16 protein-coding genes are annotated in these 20,234 nt (G+C 72.3%); 9 read left to right on the top strand and 7 right to left on the bottom strand.

The genetic code is table 11. From position 1 onward, the window contains the following. The first annotated feature begins 57 nt into the window (after positions 1–57). Positions 58–3,099, top strand: a complete 3,042-nt coding sequence (locus tag ABD705_RS05135) for an FtsK/SpoIIIE domain-containing protein (RefSeq protein ID WP_344781239.1) — start codon at positions 58–60, stop codon at positions 3,097–3,099. Positions 3,100–3,204: 105 nt separating this feature from the next. Here the strand turns inward: ABD705_RS05135 and ald are convergent, their stop codons facing one another. After that, complete coding sequence (gene ald, locus ABD705_RS05130) at positions 3,205–4,320, bottom strand: alanine dehydrogenase (RefSeq protein ID WP_344781237.1); 1,116 nt, start codon at positions 4,318–4,320, stop codon at positions 3,205–3,207. A 49-nt stretch (positions 4,321–4,369) separates the two neighbouring features. Next, on the bottom strand, positions 4,370–5,359 hold the full coding sequence (locus ABD705_RS05125; RefSeq protein ID WP_344781235.1) for an asparaginase: 990 nt from the start codon (positions 5,357–5,359) through the stop codon (positions 4,370–4,372). Between the two features lie 55 nt (positions 5,360–5,414). On the opposite strand from ABD705_RS05125, the gene ABD705_RS05120 reads away from it, so the two are divergent. Then, positions 5,415–5,885: an OsmC family protein gene (locus ABD705_RS05120; RefSeq protein ID WP_344781233.1), complete on the top strand. Its 471-nt coding sequence runs from the start codon at positions 5,415–5,417 to the stop codon at positions 5,883–5,885. A 6-nt stretch (positions 5,886–5,891) separates the two neighbouring features. On the opposite strand, the gene ABD705_RS05115 is transcribed toward ABD705_RS05120, so the two are convergent. Next, positions 5,892–6,683, bottom strand: coding sequence for a lysophospholipid acyltransferase family protein (locus ABD705_RS05115; protein WP_425562031.1), 792 nt, complete (start codon positions 6,681–6,683; stop codon positions 5,892–5,894). A gap of 140 nt (positions 6,684–6,823) precedes the next feature. Here ABD705_RS05115 and ABD705_RS05110 point away from each other — a divergent pair, with 140 nt between their 5' ends. Further along, on the top strand, positions 6,824–7,777 hold the full coding sequence (locus ABD705_RS05110) for an FKBP-type peptidyl-prolyl cis-trans isomerase (RefSeq protein WP_344781231.1): 954 nt from the start codon (positions 6,824–6,826) through the stop codon (positions 7,775–7,777). 66 nt (positions 7,778–7,843) lie between these two features. Further along, positions 7,844–8,926: a 1-deoxy-D-xylulose-5-phosphate reductoisomerase gene (gene dxr / locus ABD705_RS05105; protein WP_344781229.1), complete on the top strand. Its 1,083-nt coding sequence runs from the start codon at positions 7,844–7,846 to the stop codon at positions 8,924–8,926. Positions 8,927–9,121: 195 nt separating this feature from the next. Here the strand turns inward: dxr and ABD705_RS05100 are convergent, their stop codons facing one another. The 3 genes from ABD705_RS05100 to ABD705_RS05090 form a co-directional block, all read right to left on the bottom strand. Then, on the bottom strand, positions 9,122–10,774 hold the full coding sequence (locus tag ABD705_RS05100) for a Mur ligase family protein (RefSeq protein ID WP_344781227.1): 1,653 nt from the start codon (positions 10,772–10,774) through the stop codon (positions 9,122–9,124). 108 nt (positions 10,775–10,882) lie between these two features. Further along, positions 10,883–11,560, bottom strand: coding sequence for a DUF1775 domain-containing protein (locus ABD705_RS05095; protein ID WP_344781225.1), 678 nt, complete (start codon positions 11,558–11,560; stop codon positions 10,883–10,885). Positions 11,561–11,646: 86 nt separating this feature from the next. Further along, positions 11,647–12,264, bottom strand: coding sequence for a hypothetical protein (locus tag ABD705_RS05090; RefSeq protein ID WP_344781223.1), 618 nt, complete (start codon positions 12,262–12,264; stop codon positions 11,647–11,649). A 57-nt stretch (positions 12,265–12,321) separates the two neighbouring features. On the opposite strand from ABD705_RS05090, the gene ABD705_RS05085 reads away from it, so the two are divergent. The 5 genes from ABD705_RS05085 to ABD705_RS05065 all read left to right on the top strand — a co-directional run bounded on the left by ABD705_RS05085 (position 12,322) and on the right by ABD705_RS05065 (position 18,033). Then, positions 12,322–13,599: a M50 family metallopeptidase gene (locus tag ABD705_RS05085; protein ID WP_344781221.1), complete on the top strand. Its 1,278-nt coding sequence runs from the start codon at positions 12,322–12,324 to the stop codon at positions 13,597–13,599. Positions 13,600–13,722: 123 nt separating this feature from the next. Continuing rightward, positions 13,723–14,664: a sugar-binding transcriptional regulator gene (locus ABD705_RS05080; protein ID WP_344781219.1), complete on the top strand. Its 942-nt coding sequence runs from the start codon at positions 13,723–13,725 to the stop codon at positions 14,662–14,664. Further along, positions 14,661–15,665: a deoxyribose-phosphate aldolase gene (gene deoC, locus ABD705_RS05075; RefSeq protein WP_344781217.1), complete on the top strand. Its 1,005-nt coding sequence runs from the start codon at positions 14,661–14,663 to the stop codon at positions 15,663–15,665. The genes ABD705_RS05080 and deoC overlap by 4 nt, the downstream gene beginning before the upstream one ends. A gap of 8 nt (positions 15,666–15,673) precedes the next feature. Then, positions 15,674–17,182: an aldehyde dehydrogenase family protein gene (locus ABD705_RS05070; protein ID WP_344781215.1), complete on the top strand. Its 1,509-nt coding sequence runs from the start codon at positions 15,674–15,676 to the stop codon at positions 17,180–17,182. Further along, positions 17,179–18,033 (top strand): aldehyde dehydrogenase family protein, encoded by an 855-nt coding sequence (locus tag ABD705_RS05065; protein WP_344781213.1) that lies wholly within the window; start codon positions 17,179–17,181, stop codon positions 18,031–18,033. Before ABD705_RS05070 ends, ABD705_RS05065 begins: the two co-directional genes overlap by 4 nt. Positions 18,034–18,088: 55 nt before the next feature. Here ABD705_RS05065 and ABD705_RS05060 read toward each other — a convergent pair whose 3' ends face one another. Then, the gene (locus ABD705_RS05060; RefSeq protein ID WP_344781211.1) at positions 18,089–20,023 is read right to left on the bottom strand and encodes an anthranilate synthase family protein; all 1,935 of its coding nucleotides are present in this window, start codon (positions 20,021–20,023) and stop codon (positions 18,089–18,091) included. Positions 20,024–20,234: the final 211 nt, after the last annotated feature.

Raw genomic sequence — 20,234 nt, 5'->3', positions numbered from 1 at the left:
CCACAGATATGCCACCGACGCCGCGCGCCGGTGCCTGGCCGCGGTTGACTGATCGGCATGCGCCGGTCTGGATCCATCTCTGCAGCGCCCACCGCAACCGGACAGGTCGTTCCGAGATCCGGCACGCGCCCGGGGCGAGGTGCACGGGCGGTTCCGGGCCCGCGGTTCGACGACCTGCTCGAGGGGGACGGTGCGCTGCGCCTGCCCGATACCCCACAGCCGGCGCGGCGCAGTGCCGTGCCGCTGGCCGCCTCGGCCGTGCCGATCGTCGGTGGCATCGCGCTGTGGCTGGCTACGGGAACCATGATGATGCTGTGGTTCGCGGCACTGGGTCCACTGATCGCCGTCGCCTCGCTGGCCGACGGCGCGCGCACCGCCCGACGTGACCGGCGCCGGGCGGCGCGAGTGGCGCAGCAGGCGCGCGAGCGCGTGGCGCGCACCGTCGCGGCCCGGCATGCGGCCGAACGAGAGCGACTGTGGACGGCGCACCCCGACGTGCTGCGGGCACTGCGCGGCGACGCGCACGGGGCCGACGACATCTGGCGCGCGGTGCCCGGCCGTGGCGACGAGCTCACCGTCGGCCGGGGACTTGCTCGCAGCGCCGTGCGCGTGGAGGGCGGTGCAGGGGATGCCGCGGCCGCGGCGCTGCGGCACAGCGCGGCGCTGCTCGACGACGCACCCGTCACGGTGCCCGCCGATACTGGCATCGCCGTCGTGGGGCCGGCGCCGCTGGCCCGCGCCGTGGTGCGCGCACTGGTGCTGCAGGCCTGCCTGACGCTGCCGCCCGGCCGGCTGCACCTGAGCGAGCCGGCCGGGCAAGAGCCCGACGGCGACTGGATGGCGCTGCTGCCGCATGCGCAGCGATCGGTTGCCGCCGGCCGGACGCTGGGCGTGTGCGCTCCCGGCGACGTCGCGCTGAGCGTCGACATCCTGATCGCCCGTGTCGAGGCGGGCGCCGTGCCACCGCCGGCCTGCCGCGCGGTGCTGACCTTGACCGGTCCCGACCGCGCGCAGCTGCGCGCCGACGGCCTCGGCACCGACGTGCGCGTCGAAGGCGTCAGCGTCGAGCAGGCGCGTGAGATCGCGACCGGCCTGGCCGCGCGCGCCGAGGCCGCATTCGGCTCGGCGGCGCGTGATGAGCCGGTCGCGCTGGCCGACCTGCTGAGCGACGGCCCGAAGGACGGTGCCGGGCTGAACGCGGTGATCGGCACCGAGCAGGCCCGCCCGTTCCGTCTCGACCTGGTGGCGGACGGCCCGCACGCCGTGGTCGCCGGCATCACCGGCTCGGGCAAGAGCGAGCTGCTGACCAGCTGGGTCACGTCGCTGTGCGCGAGATACGACACCGACCGGGTGAGTTTTCTGCTGGCCGACTTCAAGGGCGGCACGGCCTTCGATGCGCTGGCCGCACTGCCCCACGTCACCGGGGTGATCACGGATCTGGATGCCGGGGGCTCGCGCCGCGCGCTGCAGAGCCTGCGCGCCGAGCTGCGCCGTCGCGAAGCCGAGATCGTGCGCGCGGGTGCGCGGGACATCGGCGAGACGACGCTGCCGCGGCTGGTCGTCGTCGTGGACGAGTTCGCCGCGCTGACGGCGGCACACCCCGAGCTGCAGGAGCTGTTCACCGACATCGCCGCCCGGGGCCGGGCCCTGGGCATGCATCTGATCCTGGGCACGCAGCGGGCCGCCGGCACGTTCCGCGAATCGCTGCTGGCCAACTGCCCGCTGCGCATCAGCCTGCGGGTCAGCGACCCCGCCGACAGCCGCGCGGTGATCGGCACCGACGCGGCCGCCGCACTCTCCGGCGCCCCGGGGCAGCGCGGCATGGCGCTGATCCGGCGCGCGGCCGACGCCGTAGCCCACCCGGTTCGGGTGGCGCTGTCTTCGGCACGGCTGGTGGCCGAGGTCGCCGCGGCGGCCCAGGGCGCCGCGCCACGCCGGCCGTGGCTGCCCGCGCTGCCGGAACGGCTGACCCTCGCCGAGGCGTCGGCGCAGGCCCGGCCACCGGCAGCAGGCGTGGCATCGACGGAGCCGCCGGCCTCCGCCGAGGCGTCTGCACGGATGTCGGAGCCGGCATCGGCGCGGATGTCGACTCGTGCTTCCGCGCGGGCATCGAGCGTCGGCATCGTGCTCGGCATCGCCGACGAGCCGGACCGGCAGCGGCAGGTCGCGGTCACCCTCACCGGCTCCGACCGCGGCCTGTGCGTGCTGGGCATGGCCGGGTCGGGCCGCACCGCGCTGCTGCACACCGTCGCCGCCCAGGCGCAGCGGCCGGTGTGGATCGGGCCCGACCCCGAGACGGCCTGGGACCAGCTGGGCCGGCTCGCCGACCAGCGCGTCCCGCCGGGCACCGTCGTGCTCGTCGACGACGCGGACGCGCTGCTCGCGCGTTTCCCGCTCGACTATGCGCAGGCGGCGCTGGAGCACCTGGAGCGCATCGTCCACACCGCCGGCCCGGAATCGGGCGCCGTCGTGGTCTCGGCGCAGCGCGCCGGCGGCGCGGTCGGCCGGCTGCTCGACCTGCTGCCGCGACGGGCGCTGCTGGCCGCCGCCACGCGCGCCGACTTCGTCGCGGCCGGAGGGGCCGCCGACGCCTACGCCGAGCGGATGCCGCCGGGGCGCGGCGTGCTCGACGGCCGCCTCGTCCAGTTCGCGCTGCCGCCGGCCGTGCACTCGCACCCCGCCGTGCCGGTGCCGGCCTGGTCGCCGCAGGCGCCGGTCACCGGCGCCGTCGTGCGACACGGGCCGGCAGATCGGCGGCTGCGCACTCTCGTCGAGGAAGCCGGTGCGCGGCTGCTGTCGGTGGAGCAGGCCCCACCGCTGTCCGATACTCGGGCTGCGGCGTCCGGCGCCGATCCGGTCGTGATCGTCGGCGACGGCGACGACTGGCAGCGCGAGTGGCGGATGCTGCGCACCATTGCCGGCGAGCACGATCTGCTCGTGGACGCCGGCTGCGCCGCCGACTACCGGGTGCTGCTGGGTGAGCGCGGCCTGCCGCCGTACTGCGCGCCCGGGCGCGGTCGCGCCTGGCTGATCCGGTCGGGCGTTGCGCCGACCCGGGTCACGCTGGCCGAGCCGGCGGCCGGACCGCGTGAAACCTGACCGCGCGAGACCCGGTCGTGCCCGACCCGACCGTGCCGAACCCGCGACGAGTCCGTGGCGAGCAGGGCTCGGGCCGGGCGCCGCACCGGGCGCCGTACTGCCGGATCAGGCCAGGATGTCTGCCTGGGCGACGTGCGTCAGGCCGTGCGCGGCCGCGACGCCGGCGTTGACGACCTGCCCGCCCACGGTGTTCAGCCCGGCCGCGAGGGCGGCGTCGCCGCGCGCGGCATCCCGCCAGCCGAGCCGGGCGAGGCGGCGGATGTACGGCAGCGTGGCATTGGTCAGCGCCGACGTCGACGTGTTGGCCACCGCGCCGGGCATGTTCGCCACGCAGTAGAACATCGTGCCGTGCACCGGGAACGTCGGATCGTCATGTGTGGTGGCGTGCGTGTCGGCGAAGCAGCCGCCCTGGTCGACCGCGATGTCCACCAGCACCGAACCCGCCCGCATCCGCGACACCATGTCGTTGGTGACGAGCTTCGGCGCCTTCGCACCGGGGATCAGCACCGAGCCGATCACCACGTCCGAGTCCACGACCGCGTGGTCGAGGTCGAGCGGATTGGAGGCGGCCGTCTTGATGCGACCCTGGAAGTGGTCGTCGAGGTAGCGCAGCCGGTGCACATTCGTGTCGAACACGGTCACGTCGGCGCCCATGCCCGACGCGACCACGGCGGCGTTGGCGCCGGCGACACCGCCGCCGATGATCGTCACGCGCGCGGACCAGGTGCCGGGCACGCCCGACATCAGCAGGCCGCGTCCGCCGGACGAGCGCATCAGGGTGTGCGCACCCACCATCGGCGCCAGTCGCCCGGCGACCTCGCTCATCGGCGCCAGCAGCGGCAGCGTGCGATCGGGCAGCTGCACGGTCTCATAGGCCAGCGCGGTCAGGCCGGCACGCAGCAGCTCGTCGGTGAGGGCGCGGCCCGCGGCCAGGTGCAGATAGGTGAACAGCACCAGGTCGTCGCGGAAGTATCCGTACTCCGACGCGATCGGCTCCTTGACCTTCAGCAGCAGCTCGGCGCGGGCCCAGACCTCGCCGGGGTCGTCGAGCAGCACCGCCCCGGCCGCGGCGTATTCCTCATCCGGCATGGACGAGCCGATGCCGGCACCGCGCTGCACGAACACCTCATGGCCGGCACTGGCCAGATCGTGCACGCCGGCCGGCGTGAGCGCCACCCGGTACTCGTTGTTCTTGATCTCGGCCGGGACGCTGATTCGCATCGCAGTCCTTTCCGCTCCTTGTGGGAGCTTTCTCCTTCGAAACCCTCGATCACAAGGCGGGGCGGATGGCGCCGACGGTGCGTCCGCCTCCGGTCACCGCCAGCGGCAGCTGCGACATCGCCTCGGCGACGTCGCTCGCGTGCAGCGCATCGGCCAGCTCCAGCAGCCGCAGCGCGACGACGGCGCCCGCTCGGCCGCCGCCATCCAGCATCTTCAGCGCGACCGTCGTGCCGTCCGGGGCCACCATGATCTGCACGCCCTCGGCGCCGCGCTTCGAGAAGACGCCGAGCTGCTCGGTGACGATCGTGTCGGCCTGGCCGGGGCCGGCGATCGCCCACGGGCTCGCCCGCACGGCCTGCACGAGCGCGCCGCTGTTGCGGTGCAGTGCGAACGGCGAGCTCGCCGAGGCCGTGCCGATGCGGTGCATCGCCTTGGCCAGCCCCGCCAGCGTCATCGCATACACCGGCGTGCCGCATCCGTCCACTGCGGTCGCGGCGACCTTCATTCCGGTCATCCGCTCGATCAGCTCTCGGATCTGCACCTGCAGCGGATGGGCCGGGTCCAGGTACGAGGCGACGTCCCAATCGGCCGCCCGGCACGCCAGCAGCATGGCGGCGTGCTTGCCCGAGCACTCCATCCAGATCCGGGCCGGCTCGCCGTGCTCTCGGACCAGCTCGTCGCGGGTGGGCCCGTCCAGCGGCCAGGCCGGCGGGCAGCCGAGATCGTCTTCGGTCAGCCGTGCCGCGTCCAGGATGTCGCGCACGAGGGCCACGTGGCGGTCGGTGCCGGAGTGGCTGGCGGTGGCCAGCGCGAGCTGATCGCCTGACAGGGGCGCGCCGGCGGCAAGACACGCGAGCGCCTGGATCGGCTTGAGGGCGGACCGCGGCAGGATCAGCGCCGCGGCATCGCCGTACTCGCGCAGCACCTCGCCATCGGGCCCGAGGACGATCGCCGATCCGCTGTGACGGGACTCGACGAAGCCGCTGCGCTCGATCACGGCGAGTTCGACGGCGGCGCTGGCGGCGAAGGTCTGCGGCACGCTCTCAGCCTACTGCCGGGGCCGGCGCCCCCGGCGGCGGTGCGAGACTGGAGCCATGCTCGGCGAACACGAATATCGGCTGCACACCGAATGGACCGGCAACCGCGGTGCGGGCACGACGGACTACCGCGACTACGACCGGCTCGTGACCCTGTCGGCGCGGGGCAAGCCCGACCTGCTCGCCTCGGCCGACAAGCCGTTCCGCGGCGACCCGACCCGGTGGAACCCCGAAGAGCTGCTGGTCGCGGCGCTGTCCGAATGCCACCTGCTCTCGTACCTGCACGCCTGCGTGAAGGCGGGCGTCGTCGTCGTCGGCTACACCGACGACCCCACCGGGCTGATGGTCGAGGACGGCCGCGACGGCGGCGCCTTCACCGAAGTCGTGCTGCACCCGCGGGTGACCGTGGCCGCGGAATCCATGATCGATGCGGCCCTCGCCGCGCATACCCCGGCGCACGAGTGGTGCTTCATCGCGAACTCGGTGAACTTCCCGGTGCACGTGCAACCGACCGTGACGGCGCCCTGACGTCGCTCAGCGCCGCTCGTGCGGCAGGGCCTGCTTGATCCGGTCGAGGGGCGAGCTCGCCGGCACCTCGTTGTACGCCCCGGCGAGCTCCTGACCGGAGAGCTCGTGGATGGCCTCCATGATCTCGTCGGTGGCGAGCCGCCGTGCGCGCCCCGAGGTCGCCGGTCCGTGCACCGTGACGTCGATCGGCGTGCCGAAGCGGATGGTCGCCCGCGGCCTCAGATGCGGTAGCCTCGCGCCGACCGGCATGATCTCGTTCGTGCCGATCAGGCCCACCGGCACGACCGGCGCGCCGGTCTGCAGCGCCAGGAACGCGACACCGGTGCGGCCCTTGTAGAGCCGGCCGTCCAGCGAGCGGGTGCCCTCGGGGTAGAGCGCGATCGCATTGCCGGACTGCAGCAGCTCCTTCTGCTGGTCCAGGGCGTCCAGTGCGGCCTGTCCGGCGCCGCGGCGCACCGGGCTGGCCCCGAGCGCCGAGAAGAACGTCCTCGAGAACCACGCCCGCAGCCCCTTGCCTTCGAAGTAGGTCGCCTTGGCGAGGTAGCGCACCGCACGGGGGGAGGCGATCGGGATCGCGATGGAGTCGATGAACGACAGATGGTTGCTCGCGAAGATGACCGGACCGGTGCGCGGCACGTTCTCGCGCCCGGTGATCCGCGGCCGGTACAGCGTGCGGGCCAGCGGCGTCAGGAAGAACCGCACGAGCTGGTATCCGAAGGCGGCAGAGCCCCTCTCAGCCGAGCGCACGGGGGTGTGCTCGGCAGAGTCCTCGGGTGCGGGCGTGTCCGATTCTGTCACTCATCGAGGGTACTGCCGTTTTCATGCCGCGGCAGGCATGTCCGCGCCAAGGCGCGGCTCGGGGGGCGTTCCCAGCTTGATCATGAGAAGGTGCGGGAAGATAGGGAGTCCGCCTTCCCCGAAAAACTCTGAGGATCTCTGTGCGCACCCGCTCCATCATCGCCCTGTCCGTGGCCGCCCTGGCGACCCTCGCGCTCGCCGGCTGCTCGTCGTCCGCTGCCGCGCCGACCGCGTCGCCGACGAGCACGGCCGCCGCGGTGAACCTGTGCACGGCCAAGGTCGCCTCCGGTCCCGTCTCCGACGCCGTGAAGGTCACCGGCGACGTCGGCGCCGAGGCGAAGATCAGCTTCACCAAGCCGCTGGCCGTCTCGAAGCTGCAGAGCACCGTGGTCAAGGACGGCCCCGGCGCGAAGCTGAAGGCGGGCGACCTGGTGCAGTTCGCCCTCACTGAGTTCAACGCCAAGACCGGTGCCAAGAACGGCGCGATCGGCCAGCAGGACGGCAGCCTGCTGCCGCAGCCGATCTCGCCCGACAGCATCCTCGGTCAGGTGCTGGGCTGCGCGACCGTCGGCACCCGGGTGGTCGCCACGATCCCCGGCGATGAGAACAACGACGCCAGCGTCGATGTCGTCGATGTCGTCAAGGTGATCCCGAACGCCGCGTGGGGCACCGACGTGGCGCCCACCGCGGGCATGCCGACCGTGACGCTCGCCGCCGACGGCACCCCGAAGGTCACGCTGCCCAAGACCGCGATGCCCACCGCGTTCGAGAAGGAGACCCTGAAGAAGGGCGATGGCGCCACGATCGCCAAGGGCGACTCGGTGCTGGTGCAGTACTACGGCGTCTCGTGGAACTCCGGCAAGGTGTTCGACAAGAGCTGGGGTGCGCAGCCGTTCGGCTTCCAGGTCGGCTCCGGCGTCGTCGCCGGTTTCAGCGACGCCGTCACCGGGGCGACGGTGGGCTCGCAGGTGCTCGCGGTGCTGCCGCCGTCGGCCGCCTACGGTGCCGGGGAGATCAACGACAAGGACCTCAAGGGGCAGACCCTCGTCTTCGTGATCGACATCCTCGGCGTGCAGCACGCGCAGACCAAGTAGCGCCCGCCGTGGCGCCTGACCGGCGGCGGCGCCGGCCGCGCCGCAAGGGGTCACTAGGCTGACCCCATGCGACGCATCGTCATCCTCGGCTCGACCGGATCGATCGGGACCCAGGCGCTGGATGTCATCCGCAGCCGCCGTGACCGCTTCGAGGTCGTGGGCCTGGCGGCCGGCACCAACCGTGCGGCGCTGCAGGCCCAGGCCGACGAGTTCGGCGTCGAGCACACGGCGCTGGGGGCGGCGGACGCCGAGCAGCTGGTGCGCGATGTCGAGGCGGACGTCGTGCTCAACGGCATCACCGGGTCGGTCGGCCTCGGACCGACGCTGGCGGCCCTCGGCGCGGGGCGCACGCTTGCGCTGGCGAACAAGGAATCGCTGATCGTGGGCGGCGACCTGGTGACCGCGCTGGCGCAGCCGGGGCAGATCGTTCCGGTGGACTCGGAGCACTCCGCCATCGCGCAGGCGGCGCGGGCCGGTACGCACGACGAGATCCGGCGGCTCGTGCTGACGGCATCCGGCGGCCCATTCCGGGGGCGCGATCGCGCGTCGCTGCAGGACGTCACCCCGGCGCAGGCGCTCGCCCACCCCACTTGGAGGATGGGCCGGGTGGTCACCACCAACTCCGCCACCCTGGTGAACAAGGGTCTGGAGGTCATCGAGGCCCACCTGCTGTTCGACGTGCCCTACGACCGCATCGACGTCGTCGTGCATCCGCAGTCGATCGTGCACTCGATGGTCGAGTTCGGCGACGGGTCGACGATCGCGCAGGCCTCGCCGCCCGACATGCGGCTGCCCATCGCACTGAGCCTGGACTGGCCGCATCGCGTCTCCGGCGCCGGCCGTACGCTGGACTGGTCGGCGGCGTCTGCCTGGACGTTCGAGCCGCTCGACGCCGGCGCCTTCCCGGCCGTCGCCCTCGCCAAACAGGTGGGACAGGCCGGCGGCACCTATCCGGCCGTGTTCAATGCGGCCAATGAGCAGGCCGTGGAAGCCTTCCACGGCGGGCGGCTGCCGTTCCCGGGCATCGTCGAGGTCATCGACGAGGTCGTCCAGGCGCACGAGGCACCCGGCGAACTGAGCCTCGAGGTTCTGGCGGCTGCCGAGCAGTGGGCGCGGGATGCCGCAGACCGGCTGATCGCCGCCCGCTGAGCGCGCTGGGCCATTCTTCAGCCGTCACGATTTGCCGTTCTTGGCGAGGCGAACCGCAAAACGCGCCGACTGAAGAATCGCGCGCACATTCAGTCGTCACGATTTACCGCTTTCGGCAAGGTAAACGGTAAAACGCGCCGACTGTAATCTCGAGAGGCTGCGGCCGCGGCTGTACGGACGGTTCACCCGGCCGGACTACTGGAACGGGCGCTCCGGGTCCGACGGCGGCGTCGAGTCGGCGGGGTAGGGCACCGGCCAGACCGGGTCGGGCACCGGCCAGCCGCGATCGCGCAGCGCGCGGCGCGAGAGCTCGCGGGCCGAGTACGGCGCGCGGCGGCCCCGGATGTCGCGGTAGTCCTGGTGGCCGGGGCCGGCCCACAGGATCGCGTCCCCTTCGCCGACCAGGGCCACGGCCTCGCGGATCGCGCGTTCCGGCGGCGAGAACTCCAGGATCTCGGCATCCGGCCGCGCGTTCCGGGCGCCCTCGATCAGCGTCGCCCGGATCGAGTCCGGGTCCTCGAAGCGCGGGTGGTGATCGGTGATCACGAGGATGTCGCTGCCCTGCACCGCGGTGCGGCCCATGTCGTGCCGCTTGGTCGCGTCGCGATCGCCATCGGCACCGAACAGCATCAGCACCCGCCCGGGCGTGACCCGGCGCACCGCCGCCAGCGTCTTCTCGAACGCGTCGGGGGAGTGCCCGAAGTCGACGTACACCGCCGGGCCGGACGGCCCCGAGACCAGCTGGGTGCGGCCGGGCAGATAAGCCCGGATGCGCTGGCCGTCCAGCGCCGCGACCAGACGCTCCCACGCGTACCCTGCCTGCAGCAGCATCACGATCGCCAGCCCCGCATTGGCGGCCATGTGCCGGCCGATGGTCGGCACCACCGTGGTCAGCGTGCGGCCCTCGGAGCCGGTCAGCGTGAACGTGGTGCCGTCCTGGTGCTCCGCCACGATCTGCACGGTCCAGTCCGCGTCGGCAGGCTCGGCGGCGATGGCCGGCGTCGTGATCGTCACGTACGGCACCTCGCAGCGCGTCGCCATCTGCGCACCGGCGGGCGAATCCAGGCAGATCACGGCACGACGGGAGCGGTTCGCGAGGAACAGCGGCACCTTCGCCTCGAAGTACTCCTGCATGTCGGCGTAGTCGTCGAGGTGGTCGTGCGACAGGTTCGTGAACCCGGCGACGTCGAAGATCAGCCCGTCCACGCGGTGCCGGCTCAGCGCCTGGGCGCTGACCTCGACGGCCACGGCCTGCACGCCGCGCTCGCGCATCAGCGCCAGCAGGGCGTGGAACTCGGATGCCTCGGGTGTGGTCAGCCGCGAGACGATGACCTCGCCGGCGATGTGCCGCTCGGCGGTGGAGGACAGGCCGGTGACCTCGCCGAGCTGGCCGAGGATGCCCTCGAGCAGATGCGACACGCTGGTCTTGCCGTTCGTGCCGGTGGTGCCCAGCAGCAGCGGCAGGTCGTCGTCGGCGCCGGTGCCGTACACCCACGCCGACAGCTCGCCGAGCACCGCCCGTGGGTCGGCCACGACGACGATGGGCAGCCCGGCGCCGGCGGCGATCTCGGCGCCGGCGGCGTCGGTGATGACAGCGGCGGCGCCTTCGGCGGCGGCCTGCTCGGCGAAGGCGGCTCCGTGGCGGTTCGCGCCCTGGATGGCGACGAACGCCTCACCGGCGCGCAGGTCGGCCGTGGCCAGCGTGATCCCGGTCACGACGACGTCTGCGCCGGGGCCGCGCACCTGGCCGCCGAAGCGGTCGGCCAGCTCGGCGAGCGAACGGATCGGGGGATGCTCCGGCCGCAGCACGGGTGGCAGGTTGGCGGGAGCAGAATCAGCGCGGGACATGACGATCCATCTTCTCACCCGCGCGGGCACCGAGCGCACCGCCGGATGCGCGGCGCGTGCCGCGGCGGCCGGCATGCAGCGCGCACCGGCCGCCGCCTGCGCTCGACGTCAGCTCTTGGCGCGGCGCCGGGTCGCGGCGGTGATCGCGACGACCAGCGCGATCACGCCCGCAGCGAGGCCGCCGGCGCCGAGCCAGCGGGCCACCGGATCGGCCTGCGCCGGGGTCTGCGGGCCGGCGGGCGCAGCGTGGGCATCGGCCGCGGCCTCGTCCGTCGGCGCCTGCGCCGGGCCGACCGTGACGGCAGGGGCCGGCGTGTCCAACTCGTGGGCGTTCTGCCCGGCGGCGGGCACCTGCGTCCACGACGTCGACCCGGCCACGCACTTCTGCAGCACCGGGAACGTGATGACCTTGCCCGCATCGGGCGTGTCGAACAGGACGTCCATCGAGACCGACGCCGACAGGCCCGACTCGATCGGCTGCGCGGCGGTGTAGGTGACCTGGGTGGGCACGCCGTTCGCACCCGTCGTGCGGTCGATGCTCCAGCCGCCCTCGACGACGGGGGTGACGTTGCCGATGCCGGCCGGGATCGTGATCTGCAGCGCCGTGGTCGGCGACTCCTTGCAGCCGTGATCGAACGTGAAGGTCAACGGCGTGGTAGCGCCGGCGGGTGCCGAATCGGGGCCGACCTCGACGTGGGCCGAGGCGGCCATCGGAACGGCGAGGGCCAGCAGTGCGCCGGCGGCGAGGCCGGCGGCCACGCGGGTGGACATGCGGGAATGCGTCATGAGCTTCTTTCGGTGGGTGCCGCGACAGCGCCGGGGGCGCCAGCAGGCGCCTCCGCACGGAGCGAGGTCGCGAGGGGAGGGGGGTGTCAGAGCGCGGGCAGCGGCGGACCGCGGCGCGACACGACGGCGGCGAACTCGGCGCCGCACCGGCGTGCGCTCGTGAACGCGCGGCCCAGCCCGCGCCGGCGCGTCGGCCCCGGCAGCACCGGGGGAACACGGCGGACCAGACGCCGGATGCCGCGGCCCAGGGCCTGCAGCATCCACTCGCCGCGGTGCAGCGCCACGATCGTGACCGCCGCGGCGACGCCGTGCGCGGCGAGCATCGGCGCGGATCTGAACAGCGCGGCCAACGGTGCGCCCGAGCCGCCGGCGACGGCCACCAGGGCGCCCATGTGCATCGCATGCATGCCGGCCGCGGCATCCGTCGTGTAGCGGACCGCACCGGCGTCGCCGAACAGCGCGAACGCGGTGTGGAAGACGACCTGCGCCGCCAGCACCGCCAGTGCGGTGCGCGCCAGCGATGGCCGCCGGCCGATCACGGCGACCGCGATCGGCGCCGCGAGCGTCGCGGCGATCGCGACCAGCAGCACCGACGGGGCGCCGGCACCGCCGATGGTGTGCGCGGTGGCGGCGACCAGCGTCGTCACCACCGATGCCGAGACGCCGCGCAGAGCGCGCAGCTGCCGCGGGGTGATCCGGTCCACGTCCTCAGCGTAGGCGATGCCCGGCATACTCAAAGCAGTTCCCGGTAGCGTGATCGCGTGACCATCCTCGCCTTCATCATCGGCATCGTCCTCATGGTGGTGGGGCTGGCCGTCTCGATCGCGCTGCACGAGATGGGCCACCTCATTCCCGCCAAGGCGTTCGGTGTGCGCGTGGGGCAGTACATGATCGGGTTCGGGCCGACGCTGTGGTCGCGGCGCAAGGGCGAGACCGAGTACGGCGTGAAGGCGATTCCGCTCGGCGGCTACATCTCGATGGCGGGCATGTACCCGCCCTCGCCGAAGCAGCAGGCCCGCGACGGCCGGGCCGGCGGCGGATTCTTCGCCACCATGGTGCAGGATGCCCGCGACGCCAACGACGAGACGCTGCAGGGGCACGCCGACACCCGCGTCTTCTACAAGCTGCCGGTCTACAAGCGCATCATCGTGATGCTCGGCGGGCCGATCATGAATCTGCTGCTGGCGATCGTGCTGTTCACGATCGCATTCAGCGGCATCGGCCTGCAGACGGCGACCACGACGGTGGGGGCGGTCAGCTCCTGCCTGCCCGCGTCGGTCACCGCCACCTCGTGCGCGGCGGGCGACCCCGCCTCGCCCGCCGAGACGGCCGGACTGCGAGCGGGCGACCGGCTGATCTCGATCGACGGCACGAAGGTGGACACCTTCGCGGCGGCATCCGCCCTCATCCAGAAGTCCGCCGGCCGGCAGCTCAGCATCGTCGTCGAGCGCGACGGCGGCCGGCAGACCCTGATGCTGACCCCGGCGGCCCGCGAACTGAACGGCGCCGAGGTGGGGTTCGTCGGGATCACCGCGCAGACCGCATACGCGCGCCAGCCGATCCTGACCGGACCGGAGGCGGCGCTGCAGAACGTCGGCGCGGTCGCCGAGATCATCGTGCAGCTGCCGCAGAAACTGTACGGCATCGTGCACTCCACGATCACCGGCACCCCGCGCGACCCGAACAGCCCGCTCTCACCGGTCGGGGTCGGGGTGCTCGCCGGCGAGGCTGCGTCCTCCAGCGCGCCGGTGCTGGACCGGGTCGTGTTCTTCCTGATGCTGCTCGGGTCTCTGAACGTCTCGCTGTTCGTGTTCAACCTGGTGCCGCTGCTGCCGCTGGACGGCGGGCACGTCGCGGTCGCGCTGTGGGACGGCGTGAAGCGGGTCTGGTCGAAGCTGTTCCGCCGCCCACCCCCGCGACCGGTGGATGCGACCAAGCTGGTGCCGGGCACTTTCGTCGTGGTCGTGCTGCTGATCGCGATGGGCGCGGTGCTGATCCTGGCCGACGTGATCAACCCGATCACGCTGCTCGGGCAGTAGCCCGGGCCGCGAATCGCGCAGATGCGCGCCGCGGCGCGCGTAGGCCTGCTCATATGAGCAGATCCGTACTCGAATGTGGATTTGGTGCGCGGCCGACCGTACCCTGGGAGGGAGGGGAGGCCCATGTCCGACGACACCGAACTGCTCAGCGTGCGGGTTGCCGAGCTCTACTACGAAGAGAACAAGACGCAGGACGAGATCGGGGCGCTCCTGGGCATCACCCGCTGGAAGGCGGGGCGGCTGCTCGCCCAGGCCCGGGAGAAGGGCATCGTCCGCATCCAGATCGTGCACCCGCGGGCCCGGCGGCTGGGCCTGGAGCGCGCGCTGCGCGAACGGTTCGGACTGGTCGAGGCCGTCGTCGTGCCGGTCGCCGACGGCGACGACGCGCAGTCCCGGGTCGCGCAGGCCGCGGCCGATCATCTGGCCGCGCTGCGCCCGGTGCCCCGCATCCTCGGCATCAGCTGGGGGCGCACTCTGCAGGACGTGGCCGGACATCTGTCCGACGGCTGGGCCAGCGGCGTGCGCGTTGTGCAGATCAACGGCGGCGTCAGTCTGAACCGCCGCCCCGGCACCGCGGCATCCACGGCGGCCACGATCGCCCACAAGGCCGCCGGCGAGGCCATCCTGCTGCCCAGCCCCGCGATCCTGGAGCGACCCGAGACCAAGCGTGCGATCGAAGCCGACCGCACAGTGGCCGCCGTCATGTCTCTGGCGGCGCAGGCGTCGGCCTATCTGTTCAGCGCCGGCGTGGCCGACGCGAGCTCGGTGCACGTGGGCAGCGGCTACCTGACCGCCGACGATGTCGCGGAGCTGGTGCGCAAGGGCGCGGTCGGCGACGTGGTCGGCCGCTATATCGAGGCCGACGGCAACATCGTCGACCCGGCACTGGATGAGCGCACGCTCGGCCTCGGACTGAACGCGCTGCGCTCCGCGCGCACGGCGATCTTCGTCGTGGCCGGGCAGGCCAAACATGACATCGCCCGCGCGGTGGTCACGAGCGGACTGTGCACCGTGCTCGTGACCGACGAAGCGACGGCGCAGGCACTACTGGAGGAGAACAGATGACTCTCGCACAACCCACCACCCTCGCCCCGGCCGAGCGCGCCGTGCAGCTGCTCGGCTCCGACCTCACTGAGAAGAGCCTCCGGCTGCACCTGGAGGGGCTGTCCGGAGTGGATGCCGTCGGGCTCGAGGCCCGCGCGGCCGCGCTGGCGACCCGCTCGATCAAGACCACATCGAAGGCGTGGGCGCTCGACAAGATCATCTCGCTGATCGACCTGACCACGCTCGAGGGAGCCGACACCCCCGGCAAGGTGCGCTCGCTGGCGGCGAAGGCGATCACCCCCGATCCGTCCGATCCGGCCACCCCCCGGGTCGCCGCGATCTGCGTGTACGGCGACATGGTGCCCGACGCCGTCGAGGCCCTCGGCGCGGCGCATGCCCCGGGCGGCATCCAGATCGCCTCGGTCGCCACCGCCTTTCCGAGCGGGCGGGCATCGCTGCACGTCAAGCTCGCCGACGTGCGCGACGCGGTCCAGGCCGGCGCCGACGAGATCGACATGGTCATCGACCGCGGCGCGTTCCTGTCCGGCCGGTACGGCGCCGTGTTCGATGAGATCGTGGCGGTCAAAGAAGCGTGCCGCCGCGACGACGGCAGCTATGCGCACCTGAAGGTGATCCTCGAGACCGGCGAGCTGAACACCTATGACAACGTGCGCCGGGCCTCGTGGCTGGCGATCCTCGCCGGCGGCGACTTCATCAAGACCTCCACCGGCAAGGTGTCACCGGCGGCGACGCTGCCGGTGACGCTGCTGATGCTGCAGGTCGTGCGCGACTGGCATCGGCTGACCGGCGAGAAGATCGGGGTGAAGCCGGCCGGCGGCATCCGCAGCTCCAAGGACGCGATCCGCTACCTGGTGACGGTGGCCGAGACGGCCGGCGAGCAGTGGCTGAACCCGCACCTGTTTCGGTTCGGCGCGTCCAGCCTGCTCAACGACGTGCTATTGCAGCGTCAGAAGCTGGCGACCGGCCACTACAGCGGCCCCGACTACGTGACGATCGACTAGGAGAACCCATGTCATTCCTCGAATACGCACCGGCTCCCGAGTCGAAGGCGATCCTGGACCTGCGGCCGGCATACGGCCTGTTCATCGACGGCGAGTTCACCGCCGCCCACGGCGCGCCGTTCGCGAGCATCTCGCCGGCGACCGAGGAGCATCTCGCCGAGATCTCCACCGCCGACGCCCAGGACGTGGATGTCGCGGTCGCGGCCGCCCGCGGCGCCTACGAGCGCACCTGGTCGAAGCTGTCCGGCCGCGACCGCGGCAAGTACCTGTTCCGCATCGCCCGTCTGGTGCAGGAGCGCGCCCGCGAACTGGCGGTGGCCGAGAGCCTGGACAACGGCAAGCCGATCAAGGAGAGCCGCGATGTCGACGTGCCGCTGGTGGCGGCGTGGTTCTTCTACTACGCCGGATGGGCCGACAAGCTCGACTACGCCGGGCTCGGGCCCGCGCCGCGGGCCCTCGGTGTGGCCACGCAGGTCATCCCGTGGAACTTCCCGCTGCTGATGCTGGCGTGGAAGATCGCACCGGCGCTGGCCGCCGGCAACACCGTCGTGCTGAAGCCCGCCGAGACGACCTCGCTGACCGCGCTGCTGTTCGCCGAGATCCTGCAGCAGGCAGGCCTGCCCGCCGGCGTCGTGAACATCATCACCGGCGCCGGTGCGACCGGCTCGCTGCTGGTCAATCACCCCGACGTGAACAAGGTCGCCTTCACCGGATCGACCGCGGTCGGGCGCGCGATCGCGAAGTCGACCGCCGGCACGGGCAAGAAGGTTACGCTGGAGCTGGGCGGCAAGGCGGCGAACATCGTCTTCGACGACGCCCCGATCGACCAGGCCATCGAGGGCGTGGTCAACGGCATCTTCTTCAACCAGGGGCACGTCTGCTGCGCCGGCTCGCGCCTGCTCGTGCAGGAGAACATCCACGACGACGTCGTGGACCGGCTCAAGGAGCGGCTGTCCACGCTGCGGCTGGGCGACCCGCTCGACAAGAACACCGACATCGGCGCGATCAACTCGCGCGAGCAGCTCGAGCGCATCCGGCGGCTCAGCGACATCGGCCAGGAGGAAGGCGCCGAGCGCTGGACCAGCGACTGCGCGATCCCCGAAAAGGGATTCTGGTTCGCCCCCACGATCTTCACGAACGTGTCGACCAGTCACCGCATCGCGCGCGACGAGATCTTCGGCCCGGTGCTGTCGGTGCTGAGCTTCCGCACTCCCGCCGAGGCGATCGCCAAGGCCAACAACACGCCGTACGGGCTGTCGGCCGGCATCTGGAGCGACAAGGGATCGAAGATCCTCGCGGTGGCCGACAAGCTGCGCGCGGGCGTGGTCTGGGCCAACACGTTCAACAAGTTCGATCCGGCCAGTCCGTTCGGCGGCTACAAGGAGTCCGGCTACGGACGGGAGGGCGGCCGGCACGGTCTGATGGCGTACCTGCAGTCCGCCGGCTGGTCCCCGCAGCCCGAGCCGGTCAGGGCCGCGGCCAAGAAGCAGACCCTCCGGAAGGGAGCAGGCAAATGACGCACCTCGCGATCCCGAAGACCTACAAGCTCTACATCGGCGGCAAGTTCCCGCGCAGCGAGTCGGGTCGCACCTATGGGGTGCTCTCGGCGAGGGGCGCGTTCCTGGCCAACGCCGCCAAGGCGAGCCGCAAGGACGCCCGCGACGCCGTCGTGGCCGCCCGCGCCGCGGTGCCCGGCTGGTCGGGCGCCACCGGGTACAACCGCGGCCAGGTGCTGTATCGCATCGCCGAACTGCTCGAGGGCCGTCGCGCCCAGTTCGTCGACGAGATCGGCGCCACCGAGGGCGTGTCGGCCGCGGCGGCCGGGCGCCAGGTGGACGACGCGATCGATCTGTGGATCTGGTATGCCGGCTGGGCCGACAAGTACGTGCAGGTCGCCGGCAACGGCAACCCGGTCAGCGGACCCTACTTCAACATCTCCACGCCCGAGCCGACCGGGGTCGTCGCGATCGTCGCGCCGCAGGACTCTGCGCTGCTGGGCCTGGTCAGCGTGCTCGCCCCGGCCCTGGTGGCCGGCAACACCGTCGTGGTGCTGGCCAGCGAGCGGCTGCCGCTGAGCGCGATCAGCCTCAGCGAGGTGCTCGCCACCAGCGACGTGCCCGGCGGGGTCGTCAACGTGCTGACCGGATCGACCGCCGAGATCACGCCCTGGCTGGCCTCCCATGCCGACGTCAACGCGCTCGACTTGGCCGGTGCGGGCGCGCTGGAATGGATCGACCTGCAGATCGCGGCGGCCGACAGCCTCAAGCGGGTGCTGCCGCCCGAGACCGGCGTGGCCGCCCCCACTGTGGAGCGGGTGACGTTCTTCACCGAGACGAAGACCGTCTGGCACACCAAGGCGCTGATCTGACGTGACCCCGGTCGCGGCGGGCTGAGCCGCGTGGTTCAGCCCGCCGACTGACAGCTCAGTCCGAGAGCGCGTGCGCGATCAGCCGCTGCAGCGTCACCATGCCGTCGCGCGACAGGATCGACTCGAGGTGGCCCTGCACCGAGGCGAATCCCGCCCCGCGCATCGCATACACGTCACCGGCGGCATCCGCGGCCACCTCGGCCACGCCGATCTGAGTCGTGCCGGGCGCGACGCGGGCCGTGAACGTGTTGTAGAAGCCGATCGACGCGGGGCGCCCGAACACGTCGACGGTGCGCTGCAGGCCCTGGTGCGGCTGATCCAGCGGCACCAGCTCGATGCCCAGCGCGTCGGCGAGGATCTGGTGGCTCAAGCACACCGCCAAAAGCGGTCGCATGCTGGCGCGGCGGTGTGCCACGACCTGCTGCATGCGCCGGATGCGGGCGCTGCCCGCGTCGCGCGGATCGCCGGGGCCGGGGCCGGCCACGAGCAGGTCCGCGGCATCCAGCTGCTCGTCGGTGACCCCGTCCCACGGCACGATCACGGTGTCCAGACCCAGGTGGCGCAGCTGGTGGGCGAGCATCGTCGTGAACCGGTCCTCGGCGTCGACGACCAGCGCGCCGCGGCCGGCGAACGGGCCCGGCGTCGACGTGTCCTGCGGGTTCAGCCAGAACGCGGCCAGACGCGCATTGCGCGAGGCCAACCGCTGCGCGATCTCGGGGTCGTCGGCCAGCAGCCGGTGACCGATCGTCGGCTCGTCGTCATCGGCGGCCTCGGCCTGCACATCGCGCGGCACGGCGCCGATCGCGCCGAGCACGCCGGCGGCCTTGCCGTGCGTCTCGCTCACCTCGCCGTACGGGTCGGAGTGCCGCACCAGGGTCGCGCCCACCGGCACCCGCAGCGTGTGGTCTTCCAGGTAGGCGGTGCGGATCAGGATCGGGGCATCCAGATCGTGCGTCGGGTCGCCGGCGGTGAGCACCTCGCACGGCGTGAACAGCGCCGCCACGCCCGAGTAGTATCCGCGCGGCGTGCGCTCATGCCGGGTGATCACGGTGCATGCGTTCTGCATCGGCGACCCGGTCACGGTCGGGGCGAACATCGTCTCGCGCAGGATGTCGCGCGGGTCGAGCCGGCTGCGCCCGCGCAGCACGTACTCGGTGTGCGTGAGCCGTGACATCTCCTTCAGTCGCGGGCCGGTGATGCGCCCGCCGTCGGTGCAGACGGCGCTCATCATCTTGAGCTCTTCGTCGACGACCATGAACAGCTCTTCGGTCTCTTTCGTCGACGACAGGAACTCGCCGAGCGCGGCGACCGTCGCTCCGCCGGTGGGGTGGCGGAACGTGCCCGAGATCGGGTTCATCGTCACGACGCCGCCGGTGGCGCTGACGTGCGCCTCGGGGCTGGCGCCGATCGCGAGACGGCCGGGGGTGCTGATCAGGAACGTCCAGTACGCGCCGCGCTCGTGCTCCAGCAGGGCGCGGAACCAGGTCAGGGCTGCGGGGGCCTCGTCACCGCCGACGCCGGCGGTGAAGTCCCGCCGGATCACGAAGTTCGCGCCCTCGCCGCGGCCGATCTCGTCGGCGATCACGGTGCGCACGATCTGCGCGTACTCGTCGTCCGGGATGTCGAAGCCGGCGTCCTGCAGCGGTACCGCGTTCTGCGGCAGTGCCGGATCCGGCAGGGCCGCGATCAGCTCGGCGCGCGGCAGCGCGAAGTGCGTGTCGACGAGCAGACACCGCAGCGGCGTGCCGTCGTCGTGGCAGGCGAAGCCGCGTTCGCGCACCTGTCGGAACGGCACGAGTGCGAGCACCTCGCGCGGAGTGCCGGCGGCATCGTGCAGCGGGATGTCGGCCAGCAGCTCGACGTCGACGACGTCGCCGGTGAGCACCTCCACGGTGCCGGACTCGCGGGCCAGCAGCGCGAACGGGCGGTCGGCGGTGCGCAGAGATGCCAGCACCTGGGCGGCGGGTGCGGTGTCGGGAGGCGGGGTCATCGCCGGCCTTTCGTGTTGGGTGGCCTCAACACGAAGACCACCACGAGGGTGGTCTGTCGTCGGGAACGCGAACACACCACCTCAGCGGGTGGGCCACCAGGAGCGGGTCGCGGACATGGCCTGAAGCTACCACATCCGCACCGGGTGCCCGCGCCGGCCGTTCGGCGTCGGTGCGGGCATCGCGGCGTAGGCTGGGCGGATGCCAGCAGTC

Origin of the sequence: Microbacterium kribbense (assembly GCF_039537285.1) — a bacterium.
GTDB classification, from domain to species: Bacteria; Actinomycetota; Actinomycetes; order Actinomycetales; family Microbacteriaceae; genus Microbacterium; species Microbacterium kribbense.
This window is presented reverse-complemented; position numbering and strand designations above follow the sequence as displayed.

What these genes read in the sequence shown, in the direction of transcription:
- ABD705_RS05135 (WP_344781239.1), top strand. Translation starts at nt 58, where the DNA reads ATGCGCCGGTCTGGATCCATCTCTGCAGCGCCCACCGCAACCGGACAG.
- ald (WP_344781237.1), bottom strand. Translation starts at nt 4,320, where the DNA reads ATGCGAATCAGCGTCCCGGCCGAGATCAAGAACAACGAGTACCGGGTG.
- ABD705_RS05120 (WP_344781233.1), top strand. Translation starts at nt 5,415, where the DNA reads ATGCTCGGCGAACACGAATATCGGCTGCACACCGAATGGACCGGCAAC.
- dxr (WP_344781229.1), top strand. Translation starts at nt 7,844, where the DNA reads ATGCGACGCATCGTCATCCTCGGCTCGACCGGATCGATCGGGACCCAG.
- ABD705_RS05100 (WP_344781227.1), bottom strand. Translation starts at nt 10,774, where the DNA reads ATGTCCCGCGCTGATTCTGCTCCCGCCAACCTGCCACCCGTGCTGCGG.
- ABD705_RS05095 (WP_344781225.1), bottom strand. Translation starts at nt 11,560, where the DNA reads ATGACGCATTCCCGCATGTCCACCCGCGTGGCCGCCGGCCTCGCCGCC.
- ABD705_RS05080 (WP_344781219.1), top strand. Translation starts at nt 13,723, where the DNA reads ATGTCCGACGACACCGAACTGCTCAGCGTGCGGGTTGCCGAGCTCTAC.
- deoC (WP_344781217.1), top strand. Translation starts at nt 14,661, where the DNA reads ATGACTCTCGCACAACCCACCACCCTCGCCCCGGCCGAGCGCGCCGTG.
- ABD705_RS05070 (WP_344781215.1), top strand. Translation starts at nt 15,674, where the DNA reads ATGTCATTCCTCGAATACGCACCGGCTCCCGAGTCGAAGGCGATCCTG.
- ABD705_RS05065 (WP_344781213.1), top strand. Translation starts at nt 17,179, where the DNA reads ATGACGCACCTCGCGATCCCGAAGACCTACAAGCTCTACATCGGCGGC.
- ABD705_RS05060 (WP_344781211.1), bottom strand. Translation starts at nt 20,023, where the DNA reads ATGACCCCGCCTCCCGACACCGCACCCGCCGCCCAGGTGCTGGCATCT.